Origin of the sequence: Proteus vulgaris, from assembly GCF_033708015.1 — a bacterium.
Taxonomy (GTDB): Bacteria; Pseudomonadota; Gammaproteobacteria; order Enterobacterales; family Enterobacteriaceae; genus Proteus.
The window spans coordinates 2,374,876-2,392,646 of sequence record NZ_CP137920.1 but is presented as its reverse complement, the minus strand read 5'-3'; the positions used below and the strand labels follow the sequence as shown (position 1 = coordinate 2,392,646).

At 37.5% G+C, this 17,771-nt stretch carries 18 protein-coding genes and 1 pseudogene; 11 read left to right on the top strand and 8 right to left on the bottom strand.

The features are described from left to right. Positions 1-13 precede the first annotated feature (13 nt). Positions 14-886: an MBL fold metallo-hydrolase gene (locus tag SB028_RS11380; RefSeq protein WP_069367562.1), complete on the bottom strand. Its 873-nt coding sequence runs from the start codon at positions 884-886 to the stop codon at positions 14-16. Between the two features lie 183 nt (positions 887-1,069). Here SB028_RS11380 and SB028_RS11375 point away from each other — a divergent pair, with 183 nt between their 5' ends. Both SB028_RS11375 and SB028_RS11370 read left to right on the top strand, forming a co-directional pair. After that, positions 1,070-1,372: an ArsR/SmtB family transcription factor gene (locus SB028_RS11375; RefSeq protein ID WP_069367561.1), complete on the top strand. Its 303-nt coding sequence runs from the start codon at positions 1,070-1,072 to the stop codon at positions 1,370-1,372. A gap of 287 nt (positions 1,373-1,659) precedes the next feature. Continuing rightward, entirely contained in the window at positions 1,660-1,905 is a 246-nt protein-coding gene (locus SB028_RS11370; protein WP_197672848.1) for a hypothetical protein, read from the top strand. A 27-nt stretch (positions 1,906-1,932) separates the two neighbouring features. Here the strand turns inward: SB028_RS11370 and tnpA are convergent, their stop codons facing one another. Next, positions 1,933-2,358 carry an IS200/IS605 family transposase gene (tnpA, locus tag SB028_RS11365; protein ID WP_318859379.1) on the bottom strand — a complete coding sequence of 142 codons (426 nt, stop codon included), beginning with the start codon at positions 2,356-2,358 and terminating at the stop codon, positions 1,933-1,935. A 56-nt stretch (positions 2,359-2,414) separates the two neighbouring features. Here tnpA and SB028_RS11360 point away from each other — a divergent pair, with 56 nt between their 5' ends. The 4 genes and pseudogenes from SB028_RS11360 to hda all read left to right on the top strand — a co-directional run bounded on the left by SB028_RS11360 (position 2,415) and on the right by hda (position 6,361). Continuing rightward, positions 2,415-3,584, top strand: a complete 1,170-nt coding sequence (locus SB028_RS11360; RefSeq protein ID WP_318860142.1) for an RNA-guided endonuclease TnpB family protein — start codon at positions 2,415-2,417, stop codon at positions 3,582-3,584. A 42-nt stretch (positions 3,585-3,626) separates the two neighbouring features. Further along, positions 3,627-3,836 (top strand): annotated as a pseudogene (locus SB028_RS11355) (NAD(P)H nitroreductase); the annotation flags it as partial. A 388-nt stretch (positions 3,837-4,224) separates the two neighbouring features. Then, the gene (locus SB028_RS11350; protein ID WP_069368861.1) at positions 4,225-5,430 is read left to right on the top strand and encodes a mechanosensitive ion channel family protein; all 1,206 of its coding nucleotides are present in this window, start codon (positions 4,225-4,227) and stop codon (positions 5,428-5,430) included. A gap of 223 nt (positions 5,431-5,653) precedes the next feature. Next, entirely contained in the window at positions 5,654-6,361 is a 708-nt protein-coding gene (gene hda, locus SB028_RS11345) for a DnaA inactivator Hda (protein WP_006533048.1), read from the top strand. A 219-nt stretch (positions 6,362-6,580) separates the two neighbouring features. On the opposite strand, the gene SB028_RS11340 is transcribed toward hda, so the two are convergent. The 3 genes from SB028_RS11340 to SB028_RS11330 all read right to left on the bottom strand — a co-directional run bounded on the left by SB028_RS11340 (position 6,581) and on the right by SB028_RS11330 (position 10,365). Continuing rightward, entirely contained in the window at positions 6,581-7,831 is a 1,251-nt protein-coding gene (locus SB028_RS11340; RefSeq protein WP_069368862.1) for an MFS transporter, read from the bottom strand. A gap of 696 nt (positions 7,832-8,527) precedes the next feature. Then, on the bottom strand, positions 8,528-8,884 hold the full coding sequence (arsC, locus tag SB028_RS11335) for an arsenate reductase (glutaredoxin) (RefSeq protein WP_069368863.1): 357 nt from the start codon (positions 8,882-8,884) through the stop codon (positions 8,528-8,530). Positions 8,885-8,892: 8 nt separating this feature from the next. Beyond that, a complete protein-coding gene (locus SB028_RS11330; RefSeq protein ID WP_069368864.1) occupies positions 8,893-10,365 on the bottom strand; it encodes a tetratricopeptide repeat protein in 1,473 nt (490 codons plus the stop codon). A gap of 154 nt (positions 10,366-10,519) precedes the next feature. Between SB028_RS11330 and SB028_RS11325 the strand changes: the two genes are divergently transcribed. Then, the gene (locus SB028_RS11325) at positions 10,520-11,596 is read left to right on the top strand and encodes an AI-2E family transporter (protein WP_069368865.1); all 1,077 of its coding nucleotides are present in this window, start codon (positions 10,520-10,522) and stop codon (positions 11,594-11,596) included. Between the two features lie 75 nt (positions 11,597-11,671). Here SB028_RS11325 and bcp read toward each other — a convergent pair whose 3' ends face one another. Further along, complete coding sequence (gene bcp / locus SB028_RS11320; RefSeq protein ID WP_069368866.1) at positions 11,672-12,142, bottom strand: thioredoxin-dependent thiol peroxidase; 471 nt, start codon at positions 12,140-12,142, stop codon at positions 11,672-11,674. Between the two features lie 17 nt (positions 12,143-12,159). Then, positions 12,160-12,717 (bottom strand): glycine cleavage system transcriptional repressor, encoded by a 558-nt coding sequence (locus SB028_RS11315; RefSeq protein WP_036912784.1) that lies wholly within the window; start codon positions 12,715-12,717, stop codon positions 12,160-12,162. A 215-nt stretch (positions 12,718-12,932) separates the two neighbouring features. On the opposite strand from SB028_RS11315, the gene dapA reads away from it, so the two are divergent. The 4 genes from dapA to purC all read left to right on the top strand — a co-directional run bounded on the left by dapA (position 12,933) and on the right by purC (position 16,976). Continuing rightward, positions 12,933-13,832 (top strand): 4-hydroxy-tetrahydrodipicolinate synthase, encoded by a 900-nt coding sequence (gene dapA, locus SB028_RS11310; RefSeq protein ID WP_069368867.1) that lies wholly within the window; start codon positions 12,933-12,935, stop codon positions 13,830-13,832. A 16-nt stretch (positions 13,833-13,848) separates the two neighbouring features. Further along, positions 13,849-14,895: an outer membrane protein assembly factor BamC gene (gene bamC / locus SB028_RS11305; protein ID WP_069368868.1), complete on the top strand. Its 1,047-nt coding sequence runs from the start codon at positions 13,849-13,851 to the stop codon at positions 14,893-14,895. Between the two features lie 286 nt (positions 14,896-15,181). After that, entirely contained in the window at positions 15,182-15,772 is a 591-nt protein-coding gene (locus tag SB028_RS11300; RefSeq protein WP_069368869.1) for a phosphatase PAP2 family protein, read from the top strand. A gap of 490 nt (positions 15,773-16,262) precedes the next feature. Further along, positions 16,263-16,976 carry a phosphoribosylaminoimidazolesuccinocarboxamide synthase gene (gene purC, locus SB028_RS11295; protein ID WP_069368870.1) on the top strand — a complete coding sequence of 238 codons (714 nt, stop codon included), beginning with the start codon at positions 16,263-16,265 and terminating at the stop codon, positions 16,974-16,976. 167 nt (positions 16,977-17,143) lie between these two features. Here purC and SB028_RS11290 read toward each other — a convergent pair whose 3' ends face one another. Further along, positions 17,144-17,755 (bottom strand): glutathione S-transferase family protein, encoded by a 612-nt coding sequence (locus SB028_RS11290; protein WP_069368871.1) that lies wholly within the window; start codon positions 17,753-17,755, stop codon positions 17,144-17,146. Positions 17,756-17,771 lie beyond the last annotated feature (16 nt).

The following is a 17,771-nucleotide window of genomic DNA, read 5'->3' as shown; positions in this document are numbered from 1 at the left end:
AATAGGAGAAATATTATTTAGTTTTAAAAGACAGCGGGATTTTTAAATATTGTGTGCCGTTTGATTCTGGCTCAGGAAATTCTCCTGCTTGTATATTAACCTGAATAGATGGCAGTAATAATTTAGGCGCTGCAAGACCTGCATCACGTTGTTTGCGCATAGTGACAAACTGTTCTTCAGTGACGCCTTCGTGGACATGGATATTTGAGCTGCGCGCCTCTGCAACAGTCGTTTCCCATGCGTAGTGGTCGCGCCCTGGCGCTTTGTAGTCATGGCACATATACAGGATTGTTTCTTCAGGGAGTGCAAACAATTTTTGAATCGAGCGATATAATTTTTTTGCATCCCCACCGGGGAAGTCAGCTCTTGCCGTGCCGTAATCTGGCATAAAGAGTGTATCACCAACAAAAACAGCATTTTCAATATGATATGAGACACACGCAGGTGTATGCCCTGGAGTATGGATCACTTTTATCGGGATCTGCCCAAGCATGATCTCTTCACCGTCAGCTAAAAGTTTATCAAACTCAATACCTTGAGTTGAAATATGCGGTTGATTGAATTTCTCAGCAAAAATCTTTTGCACATCTTTAATGTGTTCACCAATGGCTATTTGGGCTCCTGTAAGTTTTTGTATGTGCACTGCTGCACTCAGATGATCGGCGTGTGCATGAGTTTCTAATATCCAAATGATGGTTAATTTTTGTTCTAATGCACTTTTTAATACTGTATCAGCGGAAGTTGTACTCACGGTTCCACTGGCATGATCATAATCCAGTACAGGGTCGATGACTGCGGCCTGTTTTGTTTTAGGATCGGAAACCAAATAAGTCACTGTATGGCTTTCTTCATCAAAAAACGCTTGAATGTTGATTGCTGTATTCATGATGTCCTCCTCTCTTATCGAAAATTTATTATATTAGCAGATACTAAATTAGCAAGATCTAATTTACTAATTTCTAATTTAGAAGTGTCTAAATTAATATTTGCTAATATTTAGGTTGTGCTATACAGTGCACAGTTCGGAAAGGAAAGGGGCTAACATCTCATTGCATACAAAGGAGAAAGCATGACTAATCAAGACGACTTTTTACGAGATGGAACCAAAAAGGCGGCACAATTATTGAAGGCAATAGGAAATGAACATCGATTGCTCATTTTGTGTTTATTGCTGAAATATGATGAAATTGCGGTGGGAGAACTGCATAAATTAGTGTCGTTGAGCCAATCTGCTTTATCTCAGCATTTAGCAAAAATGCGAGAAGAAGGTCTTGTCGCCTTTAGACGCGATGCACAGGTAATTTATTACCATATTGATAATCCAGATGTTGCTAAAATTATTGGTACATTAAGGGATATCTACGCACCTTAGAAGTGGGAAGACTCGCCGTTTACGGCGGGGAGCAGTCACTTATCGACGTTAAAAATACCCAATAAACCTTAATGTAAGGTGAGTAAAAAGGTATAGGTTTCTCTTTACCTTCGTTTTCTTCTTTGTGTCATACCACTGTTTCTCATATTTTCTACAGTGTCCACATATATCAAATGAATATATTCTTAAGATGATGATACGAGTTAAAAAATCATGCCAATTATTGATATCGCAATGAAACGTTATGCAGCAAAGTCATTTGATCCCGCTAAAATGATCCCAGATGCGTGGTGCTATTCTGCACAAAAACAAATGTTGATACGACTTATACCAATAGAATCCTTGAACAAGAAACCTTAGATGGTCGGTATGCGTTAGAGGAACATAAAGCGATGATGGCTGGCGCAAGGGATTTCTTTGTTAACTATCATGAAAATGTATTAAAAGACTTACCTCAGTGGTTGAAAAATCAAACTTTTATCAATTTAGCGAAAAACGCCGTAAACCCTCGCCCAGTGCGGGCGGGGATATAAGGCGAAAAGCCCGCAGGGCTTTAAAGATCAATCAAGCGTTGACTGGCTCTGAACGTAGGCTCTGAGTGTTTCAATCGTTGCCCCTCCGGTGCTACAGACAAAGTACGACCTTGACCACAAAAGTCCCGTTTTACTTTGTGTCCGTAAATGTGTGTTTTGCTGGCGCAGCAGGCGCGACGATACTGATTTCAGATTGTTGACCATCACACTGACCGCCAGTTTTGGCGGGTAAGCAACCAGCAGATGCACATGGTCAGGCTCTCCGTCCATCTCAATAATTTCGCATTCAAGTTTTGCCGCAGCGGAGTCAAATGCATCACGCAGTTGAGCGAGCATCAGTCCGTCAAATAGCTTACGTCGATACTTTGTCGTAAAGATCAGATGCACGACCAGTTTACTGACACTGTGCCGCTTTCTGAGGAATTCCGCCAGTAAATCATTATGATTACTCAATTGATATGTTTCCCTAACATGTTAAAATAAAAACATTATATCAATGAGCGCTGATGATGTTAAGAGCAACAAAAGTACGCATCTACCCAACACCAGAACAGGCTGAATATCTCAACGCTCAGTTCGGTGCGGTTCGTTTTGCGTACAACAAAGCGCTGCACATCAAGAAAGACGCTTACCAGCGGCACGGCGTAAATTTAAACCCGCGTAAAGACCTTAAACCGCTGCTTGCCGTGGCGAAAAAATCCCGCAGATATGGGTGGCTTAAAGAATATGATTCAATTGCATTGCAGCAGGCGGTGATTAACCTTGACGTGGCTTTCTCCAACTTTTTTAATCCGAAACTAAAAGCCCGTTTTCCCACGTTTAAAAGTAAGCATGGCAGACAATCTAGCTATCATTGTGTCGGGATCAAAGTCATTGATGGCGCGATAAAAATCCCGAAAATCGCACCGATTGAAGCGCGTTTACATCGTGAAATTACGGGGGCGCTGAAAAGTATCACACTGAGCCGCAGCGCAACCGGAAAATACTATGCGTCACTACTCTGTGATGACGGGGTAGAAGCACCGGCAAAGCCAACATTGATATCAAATATCACGGGGCTTGATGTGGGGCTGAGTCATTACGCCATCAAATCAGACGGCAATAAGATTGCTAATCCGCGCCACCTTATCAATGCCAGCCGTCACCTACGTCGAAAACAAAAAGCCTTATCTCGCAAGCAAAAAGGGAGTGCTAATCGCCGTAAAGCCCGAATACAGCTTGCAGGTGTACACGAACGGGTAGCCAATGCCCGTGCTGATTTTCAACACAAACTCTCTCGTGCAATTGTTGACGAAAACCAAGCGGTAATTGTAGAGACACTGAAATCGGCGAATATGATGAAAAACCACTGTCTGGCTCGCGCTATCGGTGATGCAGGCTGGCATGGTTTTATCACAAAGCTGGAATATAAAGCCGCAGAAAAAGGCGTCCATCTGGTAAAACTGGATCAATGGTTTGCCAGTTCGAAAACCTGTCATTGCTGCGGTCATAAAATGTCAGAAATGCCACTACATAAGCGTATCTGGCAATGCCCTGAATGTGGAGTTGAACATGACCGAGATATCAATGCGGCAATCAATATCCGACACAAGGGCATATTGGAATTACAAGCGGCGGGACGCGTCGTTTCAGCCCATGGAGACCCGCGTAAATCCGTCGTACAGAGGGTTGCGGTCTGAGAAGTGGGAAGCCTCGCCGTTTACGGCGGGGAGCAGTCACGTAGTTTTTTATTAGGTGTTGCAGCATTAGGTCTTGATGCCGTTCCAATGGAAGGTATGGATTTCGCTATCCTTGATCACGAATTTTTATTGACAGAGCAAGGGTTAGAACCTATTGCAATGGTAGCGCTGGGATATCATACAGAAGATGATTTTAATGCGAATTTAGCTAAATCTCGTTTACCTGAAGAAGAGATCATCACTGAAATCTAATTGAGTACAGATTTTTGGGTGATAAGAAAAGCGGGCAATAAGCCCGCATGTTTGCCGATTACGCATTTTGTGGTGCTACAATCGATAGCGTGACGGTTTTTCTTTACGATCTTCATATTCTTGTCTCACTCATTCAGGTTAAGAAGAGTCAACGGATTATTTCTGCTTTTTTTATTGTGCTTTGCTTTATGCTAATATGAAAAACTAAGATTTTTGTTATTTATAGTGTTTAAATCTTAAAAAAGCCACATTAAATTAATCATAATTTTTTTTAAATAAAATAAATGAGACAATGGGGCTGTTCTTATGCGAAATAGGCACTTTATCTGCTATCTAAGTGATTTTCGTTTTAAAGTTGAGGTGTCTAAAAAAAGGTATAGCGCAATTTATGGAAAAGTTGATTGAAATTTATGATTTCATTACATCAAAGCAGATATTTACCACAATATTTTTAGTTATTGTGTTGCTGGTGGTGTGGTTTCTCGCCAAAATGATTTTCCGCCGAATAGCCAAGCGTTTACTTTTTTTATTTACTGAGCTTTCAGATGAAGAAACCATAGAAGATATTGCTAAAAAGAGTGCATCTATTGTTGCCGTTACACTCGTTCTCTATATTAATCAGCTCCTACCGTCTTTTTCAGCTGAAATAAATATTATCTTTGAGACGGTTGCTCGCGCCTTTATTATCATCAATATTGCTTCATTACTGAATAACGCGCTTGATATCTTTAATATTAGGCATGCTAAAAAAGCGTGGCATCGGAATAATTCCATCAAAGGCTATATTGAAATTGCCAAAATTGTAGTCTGGATTATCTCTTTTATCTTAATCATTGCGTTATTTACTGAACAATCACCACTTATTATTATCTCAAGTTTTGGTGCTATTGCTGCGGTGTTGATGTTTGTTTTTCAGCATACACTTATCTCTTTTGTCGCCAATATTCTTATCTCTAATGGAAAAGTATTAAAGCTTTATGATTGGATTGAGTTACCCAGTAGTAATATCAGCGGTGAGGTTATTGATATCGCATTACATACGATCACTGTACGTAATTGGGATAATACAATTTCCCGTATTCCAACCAAAGATTTTTTGACCGAAAAATATACTAACTGGCAACCGATGTTTTCATCAGGAGGGCGTCGGATTAAACGTAGTTTTTATATTGACCAATCTTCGATTTCATTTGCAACACAAGAGTTAGTATTAGAGTTAAAAAATACAGCACCGCTGCGTAAAAGTATAGAAACGATGTTAGAAGGAAAAGAAGAAGAGATTGGCGATATTAATGAGTGGTTAGAAACAAAAGGAGTGACTAACTTACAATTGTTTCGTAAGTACATGCTAAATTGGATAAAAATGCGTGGTGATGTTCGACCTGATATGTATTTGGTGATCAGAACTATGCCACCTACACCAATGGGACTACCAGTAGAGTTATATTGTTTTACTCGCGCAACCACTTGGGTTGAATATGAAGAGACTCAATCTGAAATTTTTGAGTATATTAATGCATCAGCCAAATATTTTAAGCTCGACATTTATCAACAACCTTCCGGTAATGATGTGGCGAAATTAAAACTGAGATAATAACGTGAAGCTAATTAAATATGGAATGTTTTCTAAATTAGCACTAAATAACGCAACGTAGTGCTAGATGGTCATTTAATGAGGTACGAGAAGTATATAAAATAGACTTATCACGCTGATCTTGCTGTTATCTTAATCAGTGTCATGTGCTTTTTTAATATTGGTTCTGACCTTGTGAGAATTTGTGTTAGAATCACCACGTTTATTAAACTATTCAGGTGAGGTGCTTCTGAATACGCCGTCACAGCTATCATTACCACTCTCTCTACCCGATGATGAGACATTCGATAGCTTTTATGCAGGGGAAAACGCGTCATTAGTCGCGGCAATTCGAACCGCCATTCATCAATCTCATGGCAGTTATATCTATTTCTGGTCCCGTGACGGAGGTGGAAAGAGCCATCTATTACATGCCGCTTGTGCTGAACTTTCATTAAAAGGCGATGCTGTTGGGTATGTTCCTCTTGATAAACGCGCTTACTTTGTTCCCGATGTTCTTGAAGGTATGGAACATTTATCCTTAGTGTGTATTGATAATGTTCAATGTATTGCGGGTGACGAAGAGTGGGAGCTCGCCTTATTTAATCTTTATAACCGCGTGTTAGAGCATGGACGAACCTGTTTATTAATTACAGGGGATAGACCACCTCGCCAAATTGAGCTACAACTTCCTGACTTAGCGTCTCGTCTTGATTGGGGACAAATCTACCGTTTGCAACCTTTAAGTGATGAAGAAAAAATTCAAGCGCTACAATTAAGAGCCAAACTTCGTGGTTTTGAATTACCTGAAGATGTTGGTCGTTTTGTATTAAAACGCTTAGATAGAAAAATGCGCACCTTATTTGAAATGCTTGATGAACTTGATCACGCTTCTATTGTTGCTCAACGTAAACTGACCATCCCATTTGTGAAAGATATACTCAAACTTTAAATAGCCTCATTCACTTTATTTGGTGAGGCGAATAATCTCAATCCTATCTCTATTTTTCTAAATTCGACACTCAAAGAAAATAAGTATTTTTTGTTATTTATTAACGATGAACGTTCTGTCTTTATCGTTTCTGATAAAAATATGAGATAAAAAAACCGCTTGTCTTGTATCAAGGCAAGCGGTGAGAGACACAAACAATAAAGGAGGAGGGGTAAATAATTAGTTTGCTTCTACTATTTTGGTTTTCTTCTGAGGAACCAGTAAGAAAATCAGATAAAGTGCAGTAATAGCAACAGTGTAGCCAGTGAAGATTAACCAGAATGATTTCCAATCAACCGCACCATTGGTGGTATATAAATCAATGACCCAGCCACTTAACATTGCACCTAAATAAGTACCAAAACCGTTCACTAAGGTCATAAACATACCTTGTGCGGTTGAACGGTATTGTAATGGGATCTCTTTTTCTAAGAATAGCGAACCAGAGATATTAAAGAAGTCGAATGCACAACCATACACAATCATTGATAACAATAAGACGATTTGACCTAACGATGTGTAGTCGCCGTAAGCAAAGAAGCCGAAACGTAAGATCCAAGCAATCATACTAAATAAAACGATAGTTTCGATTTTTACACGTTTTAATAACAGTGGCAGAAAAAGAATAAATACGACTTCTGAAATCTGTGAAATAGACAAGAACACGGAAGGATAACGAGCAAAGAATGAATCATCTGCATTTGGAGATTGTGCAATATCTTGTAGGAATGGCACACCAAATGTATTAGTAATTTGTAATACCGATCCTAATAATGTTGCGAAAAATAAGAAAACAACGACATTTTTCTTTTTAAATACTTGCAAGATATTGGTAATACTAAATGCCACTTCTTCGGATTTCGTTTCGTTTTTATCAGTCGCTTTAGTTGCAGGTAAGAACATTGCAAATACAGCTAGAACGATAGAAGCGATCGCTGCAACAAAGAGCTGGTGGTAGCTATTACCTAAACCTAAGAAGCTAATAACCCACATGGCTGCAATAAAACCAACAGTCCCGTAAACACGAATTTTAGGGAAATAGTTATTAGGCTCTAACTGTTTTTGTTCTAACAGTTCGAAAATGATGCTGTTTGCCATTGAGATACTTGGCATAAAGAACAATAAATGTAATAAAGTCGCAAAAAATAGCGTGGTGACTGTCGTCATTTGCGACATTAACACTAATGCTAAGGCGGATAAAATATGCAGGGTAATATACACTAATTTGCGGTTATTTATTTTATCTGCAATGAATCCCATGATAACGGGGGCGATAAGTGAGGCAAGTCCAAGAGCACTGAAAATAAGCCCAACATCACTGCCTTTAAAATGCAGTTCTCCAAAGAGATACGAGGCAAATGTGACAAGCCAGGATCCCCATATAAAGAACTGGAGGAATGAGACAAGTTTTAATCTAAGTACGATATTCATCTGTTTTCCTATTAGCCGCCTAGCAATCACCCGACACCAATAATGGTGATTGGTCAGTTTTAATTGCCCATCATGTTGGCTATAACGTTGTTTATTTCATATGCATCTATAACTTCATTTCACACTGATTAATTGTAATCAAGTTGAAAAAACAACAATAAAAGAAGAGATAGAGCAAATAACAAATTGAAAGCTTATTGCTGTGTTGCAGTATTGTTTTAAATGTATATGTCTTGTTAATTTCTTTCTTGGATGATAGTGAAAAAATATTTTGGCGAGAATTTATTGTTTAGCAATTCTGCTATCATATTTTCTGATGACCATGATATGTAGGAATGCATTTGTGTAAAGAGACTTGAGTCACAATATAAATGAAACACATGATTATTTTTTTCTTATAATTGTGAGTTTATGCGGTGAGATGTGATCTTGATAAAAGTTTTCAAAAATGTCGATTTCTTACTCATAAAAAATATGAAATTGAGATGAAAAATTTTGAAAGCATAAAGCGGTTAGTTTTTTTCTATTGTGGAAATAAGGAACACTTTGCTAATTGTAATATTTACAATTTTACAACATTAAATAATTTATTTCTTAATTGAGAAAATAGAGTAAACGATTGCGGGATGAATAATGAAGTAAATAGAAAAAGCCCATAGATGTCAGAACATAAATATGGGCTTTGAACCTTGAAGATTAATTAAACAGTTCTTTTACTTGCTCTGGTGGGCGACCTAGGCGGGCTTTATTACCGACAACCACAATAGGGCGTTCAATAAGCTTAGGATTTTCATGCATTGCTTGAATTAATGCATCTTGTGATGTTTCATCAGCGAGTTTTAGCGTTTTATAAATGTCTTCTTTTGTACGCATTAATGCTCTTGCATCATTAAAACCTAGTGCTTTCAGTAGTGTTTTCAGCTCGGTAACGGAAGGTGCTGTATCTAGATAGTGAATAACATTAGGCGTTATTTGCATTTCTTCTAGTAAATGTAAAGTTTCACGACTTTTTGAACAGCGTGGATTATGATAAATAGTCACTTTCTTGGTCATAGTGTCCCTTATTTAAATTGACTGTCTCTTTGTTGTAGTTTTCTTAACTGGTCAATGCGCGCATCAAAGCGAGCTTGATCATTACTACCTAGTTTAACTTGTCTACTTGCATCACCTAAGTATCGAATCGCTGTTTCAAAATCACCTCTAAGTGCTAGATCCTCCGCATAAGCGGCTAATTCATGGGCTCGGTCACCTTGTTTAGCTGCGTTTTCGGCCATTAATTGCCAGCCAATAGGATCATTTGGATTATCAAAGGTATAACGATAAAGCAGTCGATTCGCTTCGTTATATTGCTTATTATGCATATAGGCATTTGCCAAGTTAGCAATAATAACATTGTTATTAGGTCTTTGTTTTAACGCTAATTGTAATCTTGCAACTGCATCACTTGCCCGATTTTGTTCTAAATCGATATCCGTCATGGCATCAATAAGCCAAATATTATTTGGCTCTTTTTCTAACATCGGAGTGAGTAGTTTTCTTGCATCATCAAATTTGCGATCACGAGAATAGATCAGGATTTGCGCATAATTTGCGGCTGACTTTTCAAGCGCTGTACCTTGCTTAAATTGATCAAGTATCGTTTGTAATGCATTCTCTGATGTAGGATTTTTCGTCAGCATAGTTAAGACACGCATTTTAGCAAACAGAAAGTCAGCCGACTGTGGAACCTGTTGCGCAGGATATTGACTTGCTCGGCTTCTTGCATCGGATAATCGACTATCGGGTAAGGGGTGCGTTAATAACATTTCTGGTGGTTTGGAGCTATATCGCACTTGGTCAGCAAGAATTTGCATAAAGTCAGGCATTCCTTTGGGATCAAACCCTGCACGATAAAGTGTCTGTATTCCGATACGATCTGCTTCTTGTTCGTTCATTTGTGTGAATGTGATCATATTCTGCTGCATTCCCGCCATACTTCCCGTGAAAGTTGCAAGGCCTGCATTTGGGTTTGCCATAAAGATTAGAATAGAGCCTAATACACCAGCAAGGGCAAGAGGCGTTGTTTTAGCTTGATCTTCAAGCATTCTCGCTAGATGTCGTTGAGTAACGTGTGTGATTTCATGTGCTATGACAGAAGCTAATTCACTCTCATTTCGGCTATATCGAAAGAGGGCTGAATGTAAAACAATATTTCCCCCAAAATAAGCAAAGGCGTTAATATTAGGATTATTAACGAGATAGAAATGAAAAGGGGTTTTTACCGAACTGGCATTAGAAACAAGTTTTTGCCCTAAATTGTTAATATAGTTAGAAAGTAACGGATCAAAAACTAATGGTGCACTATTTCGCAGTTGGCGAGTATAGTAATCACCCATAGCGATTTCTTGGTTAATACTCAGCGTTGAACCAGCAGTGGTTCCCATATCAGGTAAGGAGTCTTCAATATCAATCGCAGCATGTGCTGGCATTACTGATGTTGATAGCAACGCAGAAACAAGAAGCGCGACTAAGGGTTTTTTAAGTCTGAGTTTCATACAACTGTATCCTGATGGCTATCTTAACGAAAAATTAATAATTGATGATGTATGATAGCAAAACCTAACGTAAAATCTGTCAAAAGATTATTGCTTATGTAAATGAATACATACAGCTCTATTGTTTTGATTATTATAAAGGATCTTTATTTTCATGCTGGACTTGCTTGTTCAATGGTACAAACGCCGATTCGCTGATCCACAAGTTATCGCCCTTGTGGTCATTTTGATTGCTGGCTTTTCAATTCTGTATTTCTTTAGTGGCATACTTGCTCCTTTATTAGTGGCAATTGTGCTCGCTTATCTTTTAGAGTGGCCAACGCATTTACTTGAAAAATTAGGATGTGCTCGTATATGGGCAGTATCGATAATTCTGACACTCTTTATCGGTATTAGTGCCATTGTTATTTTGATTTTAGCGCCAACCGTATGGCAGCAAGGGATGACATTGATTTCAGACATCCCTAATATGATCAATAAGTTCAATGCATTTGCACATGAATTACCCGATCGTTTCCCCGCATTAATGGATGCTGGCATTGTTGATATGATGGCAGAAAACTTACGCAGTAAGTTCTCAACAGTGGCGGAATCAGTATTAAAAGTGTCTTTAGCTTCGTTAATCGGCATTATTACACTGTCAATTTATCTTATTCTTGTTCCTTTAATGACGTTCTTCTTACTTAAAGATAAGCAACAAATGCTCAATGCAGTTCGTCGTGTTTTACCCAAAAACAGAATATTGGCAGCACAAGTTTGGATTGAAGTTAACCAACAAATTACGAATTATATTCGCGGTAAAGTCACTGAAATGATAATTGTGGGTATTTTCACTTATTTTGTATTTGCTTTCTTTGACTTACGCTACTCTGTATTACTGGCTGTGATTGTTGGTGTTTCTGTTTTAGTCCCTTATGTTGGTGCCGTTTTAGCAACAATCCCCGTTATTGTGATTGCATTATCTCAGTGGGGATTAGGCTCTGATTTCTGGGCATTATTTATTGCTTATCTTGTTGTTCAAGGATTAGATAGTAATTTATTAGTGCCAATTTTGTATTCTGAAGCTGTAAATATGCATCCTTTAGTCATTATATTATCAGTGATTATATTCGGTGGAATGTGGGGTTTTTGGGGGGTTTTCTTTGCTATCCCATTAGCAACACTGATAAAAGCAGTATTGCATGCATTGCCTGATGAAATTGCAAATGAGCAACATATAAAGAAAAGTTAAGTTTTTTGAACAGGGAATGCATTAAAAAAACAGACAGTTTACACTGTCTGTTTTTTTATCAATTCGAAATCTTTATTATGGATGCTGAGCGAGATATTCAAGAACGATTTGATGGTGATTACTGGTTTTAAAGTTATCAAATACGTGTTCGATAACCCCATTTTTATCAATTAAGAATGTGGTACGATGAATTCCATCGTAAGTTTTCCCCATAAATTGCTTTTCTCCCCAGATACCAAATTCTTCTGCGATCTTATGATCTTCATCTGAAAGTAATGTAAAATTTAACATCTCTTTTTCAGCGAAACGAGAAAGTTTCTCTGATTTATCTGTACTGATGCCTAATACTTCAACTTTGGCTTTTTTTAGAGCATCCATTTCATCACGTAAGCCACAAGCTTGAGTCGTACAACCCGGTGTCATTGCTTTAGGGTAAAAATAAACGAGCACACGTTGGCCTGCGAAATCAGATAAATTAATTGTTTCTCCATCTTGGTCGGGCAGACTAAATTGAGGCGCCTTTTCACCGGCTTTTAATGGGTTCATTAGGTCATTCTCCATTTTTACTGTTTCATCATCAGACTATTTACGATACTTATTGTGCCTTGAGCGTTCAGCTCTGTACATAATTGATTAAATTTCTCATTAATAACAAGACCATGATCATCTAATGGATTATGCGCCGTAATTTGTATTTCTAAACGGGCAGGTGAGCCATCTTCTGATGGATGTGTTTTAGATATTAATTCAGCAAGATTAAAATTATGTTGGCTAAATAGATTAGTAAAGCGTTCTACAATACCGGGCGCATCTTCAATATCAACTTTCGCTGCGATGGTTGAAGGATAGGTAATCGGTGCGCCATTGGTGGTTCTTTTCATTACGGTCAATAAATCCAGTTCCGCACTTTTAATGGGCAACAACGCTTCTAATTGTGCGATAGCGTTCCAGCCACCTGAAAGTAGCATGATAAACGTAAACTCTTGACCAAACATCGCAAGTCGGCTGTCCTCGATATTACATCCACACTGGCTGACTAATTGTGTAATGGTATCAACAATACCAGGACGGTCAGCCCCCAATGCAGTAATGACGAGAAAATGTTTATCAGGTATGGGCAAAATAAGGTTCCTTTTGACTTTCAGTTTATTCTTAACAGGTAAACACAAATTTTGATTTCTGCCAAGATCCCTTGCTCACTATCTTCAATTATTATATCTCTTTAATTCATATCAAAGAATATTAGCAAATTTCATTAGAAACCTAGGGTTAAGTAGTTTTCAATAGAGCAATGAATGAGTACCATTGAGTATACGTCTATCTCGGAGCAATGATTATGGTGAATAACGAATTTAATTTTACAGGCAGTATGGTGGCATTGGTTACACCAATGGACGCAAAAGGCAATGTTGACCGGGTTAGTTTACGTAAATTAGTTGACTATCATGTTAATGCAGGCAGTGCCGCCATTGTTTCTGTCGGTACAACAGGAGAATCTGCAACATTAAGTCATGACGAGCATGTTGATGTGGTTCTGATGACGCTAGATATGGCTGATGGGCGTATTCCGGTCATAGCGGGTACAGGTGCTAATGCAACATCTGAAGCTGTCTGGTTTACACAACAGTTTGAAAATAAAGGTATTGCAGGTTGTTTAAGTGTAACACCATATTATAATAAACCTTCACAAGAAGGGTTATATCAGCACTTTAAAGCGATTTCTGAAAGCACGGCATTACCACAAATCCTGTATAATGTACCAGGTCGTACTGGATGTGATTTATTGCCTGTAACAGTTGCACGTTTAGCCAAGTTGGATAATATTGTGGCAATTAAAGAGGCGACAGGGAACTTAAGTCGTGTTAGTCAAATCCAAGAGTTGGTTAATGATGATAGTTTTATCTTATTAAGTGGTGATGACGCATCATCATTAGACTTTATGCAACTTGGCGGCCATGGTGTTATTTCGGTTACTGCTAACGTTGCAGCGTCAGAGATGGTAGAATTATGTCGATTAGCAAATGCGGGTGAGTTTACGAAAGCACGTGAACTGAATCGACGTCTGATGGATCTACATCATCAGTTATTTGTTGAACCTAATCCAATCCCTGCTAAATGGGCGTGTCAACGTATTGGATTGATTGAAGACGCCACATTGCGCTTACCTATGACTCCATTGACATCATCAGGTCAGCAAATTGTTGAGAAAGCGCTGTTAACAGCGGGAATACTGTAAAACTTAGGGAATTTTAATGGCAACACTATTGCATAAATCAAAGATTATGAAAGTCGCGGGTCTGTCGCTGGTGGTTTTACTGGCAGCCTGTTCAAGTGATCAGCGCTATAAACGTCAGGTCAGTGGTGATGAGTCTTATTTAGAGACGGCAGGGCTAAAGAATTTAGCGATTCCGGCGGGTATGGTGTTGCCTTTGCAAAATGGGGAATATGATATTCCAACCCCTAAAAAAACTGAACCTGTTGGTTTAGCGCTTGATATTCGTCCACCAACTCAAGCACTGAATTTGTTAAGTGGTTCACGTAGTGAAAATAATGCAGATAACAGCCGTCTGTTATTACCAAATTCACCTGAAAATACAACCTTGTATGAGCAAATTAATACTATCTTAAAAGAAAAAGGGGTTGCGATTGCTCAAAGTGATGCAGGGCAAAAAGAGATCCATACTGATTGGATCACATGGTTACGTGCTGATGAAAACGTACCTTTCCAAACACGTCAGCGTTTAGTGATTGCTCAGTCAGGCAATGTGATTTCGTTAACGGTGACTAACGAAGGTTTACGTCAAGGCGAAACTGAGGTGACGGATCCGTCTGAAGTGAAGCGTTACAATATTTTAATGCTTAACGAATTGGTTGATGGTTTAAACCGTATGCGTAATTTAAGCGAAAATACGGCAAGCAGTAGCTTACAAGGTATTATTGATGTCCAAAGTGGCAGTGATAATGCAGGTCTTCCAGTGATTATCGTTCGTGCACCATTTGATGTCGTTTGGGATAGATTACCTATTGCATTAGAAAGTGTGGGTATGAAGATGGGCGATCGTACACGTTCTAAAGGTTCAATTGAAGTAACCTATAAAGGAATGAGCAGTGCAAACTGGAGTTCGTTAGGGGTTGATAGACCAACGGTTGAAGAAGCTGATTATAAGTTACAAGTTGGCGATTTAAATAACCGCAGTAGTTTACAATTTATCAGTGATAAAGGTAAACCATTAACACAATCACAAAATGATCAAATGGTTGCTGCACTGAAAGCTGCTTTTAGTAAGCCTGTTAAATAAGCACTATTTTTTAAAAAAATGAGAAGCCGCGCAATAAATGTTGTGCGGCTTTTTTATGCTCTTAACTTAATTTTATTAATATAAATTGAAATTTATTTATCAAAATATAATTGGAACGATCAGATTAAACATCATTAATGGAATACTCTTTTAATGATAGGTTTAGCTTAATTTTATTAATAATATTAATCTTAATGCAATATGCTTAATTTTATGCAATATTGCGTCAATTCTTATTCTTAAATAAAAATAACAAAGCATTCTCTGACTATATGAAGGAGTATTTATGAGTGCAGGTGATATGATTATTCACTTGATATTAAGTGGAATACTTATTGTAGGTGTTTATCAATTTTATTTTTTTACTCAACGATATACATTGAGAGAAGTGAAAATTATTAATTCACCAATCGATGAAAAAATTCCCTTCTGGCCATGGTGGTCATGGATCTATAGTTTTTTATATTATCCTGCAATTTTATATCTTAATTGGATCATTCAAGACTCAAGACAATTTATTATGATTGTTTTTAGTTATATTGTTTTGTTAGTTATGCAAATGTTTTTCTTTATTGTGTTCCCTGTGGCAACCCCAGCGCATTGGCGTACCTTAAATCCAGGAAAAACGGCGTCAGAGAAATTTCTTAAGTTTGTTCAATATTTTGATGATTCCTCAAACTGCTTCCCAAGTATGCACGTTTCCGTTGCAACACTCACAGCATGTCTTGCTTATGCAACTTTAGGACCCTGGGTTTTCTTATTCCCTTTATTGATTGCATTATCTTGCATGTTTACGAAACAACATTACTTAATTGATTTACCCGCTGGTGCTTTATTAGGCTGGTTTGCTTATGAGATCTACTGTTTTATTATTTAACTAAAGCAGACTATGATTAAGCGATAACATGTGTTTTTAAATATAAAAACAGGTAAGGGATAAATCATTAAAACTTAGTCATATTACCCTTGATAGCCAGATTAATTTTTAATAAAAAGAAATTAATCTGGTTTTTTATTATTCATTACTCAAAATAAATGTTGTTTGAAACAGATCTAATATTTGCTAAGAATATCATCTGAAAATATAAATAATATGGTGATATAATCTATTAATATTCTTATTCTGACTTTTTATATTTGATAATTTTATCAAACCATTTTTTATTAGTGTAATCATTCAATAAAATTAATTAAAATATGATTTTTAATCATGGCGAGGTGTTCAATAAAAAATGTTGTGAACAGTGTGTTGTGGATAAGATTTTTAGTGATAGTACTCACGTTTTAAAAGCTTTTTTATCTAATCTAGAGTAGAGTATGGGAAGCAAATTTCTTGTTAAACCTATCACATCTTTGGAGTGTGTCAGATGCAGAAAAAAGCTGAGTTGTATCGTGGAAAAGCCAAAACGGTCTATACCACTGAATCTTCTGATTTTCTTATCCTTGAATTCAGAAATGATACATCAGCGTTAGATGGCCAACGTATTGAACAGTTTGATCGTAAAGGAATGGTAAATAACAAATTTAACCATTTTATTATGAATAAACTGGAAGAAGCGGGTATCCCAACGCAGATGGAACGTTTGCTTTCTGATAATGAAGTGCTAGTAAAAAAACTCGATATGGTACCTGTTGAATGTGTTATTCGTAATCGTGCAGCAGGATCATTAGTCAAACGTTTAGGTATCGAAGAAGGTACACTTTTAAATCCACCAATCTTTGATTTATTCTTAAAAGATGATGCTCGCCATGATCCGATGGTGAATGAATCTTACTGTGAAACCTTTGGTTGGGTGTCTAAAGAAAACCTCGCAGAAATGAAGCGTTTGAGTTATAAAGCAAACGATGTCCTTAGCGAACTCTTTGATAAAGCAGGACTTATTTTAGTTGATTTTAAACTAGAGTTTGGTCTATTTCATGGCAAAGTTGTATTAGGTGATGAATTCTCTCCTGATGGAAGCCGTTTATGGGATAAAAATACCTTAGATAAAATGGATAAAGACCGTTTCCGTCAAAGCTTAGGCGGATTAATTGAAGCATACGAAGAAGTTGCACGTCGAATCGGTGTTTCTTTAGACTAAATACGCAAACGATTACGTCAAGTTAAACAAGATGTAATTAGAAAAGGTCAGCTTAAAAGCTGACCTTTTGTCTTAAATAGTCCGTTTTAAATGGGATGTGTTAAACGAATATAACTCAGTAGCGCGATACGGATAGCTTGATTGAGTGGCGTTTAATCATAAAAAATTTATCGCAATCCTAAGCTTTCTAATAATTGTTTAATTTCATTATTAAGCGCGAGGCTATCAATATATTGATTAATCAGTGGCGTAGGTTGGATAAGTGCATATTTGCATAAAAATATAAGGAAATAGCCAACATAAACATCAACAGCAGTCAGATTTTTACCACAAAGATAAGGTTTTGCGCTGGCTAAGCCTGCTTCTAAACAATGAAAAGTACGTTCAAAAGAGCCAAAACCAGATGATTTCTGCTGTTCTTCATTAAGTGTAATACCCAGTTCTTTTACCGTAAATGCGGATTCAATAGGACCCGCAGTAAAAAAGAACCAGCGATAGTAAGTCGCACGCTCAGGAGAATGGAGGGCAGGGGCAAATCCTTTTTCAATATATTTATCAGCTAAATAAGCACAAATTGCAGCTGTCTCTGTAACGATAATTTCGCCATCAACTAATGCTGGAACTTTTGCCATCGGATTAATAGCAAGATATTCAGGAGTGCGCATTGGCTCGCCATATTCTAATTCAACACGCTGATAAGGCACATCTAATATTTTTAAGAAAAGCTCAACTGTGTTGCCGCGAGACATTGTATTAGTATAAAGAATAAGTTCGCTCATAATGTTTCCTTACTAT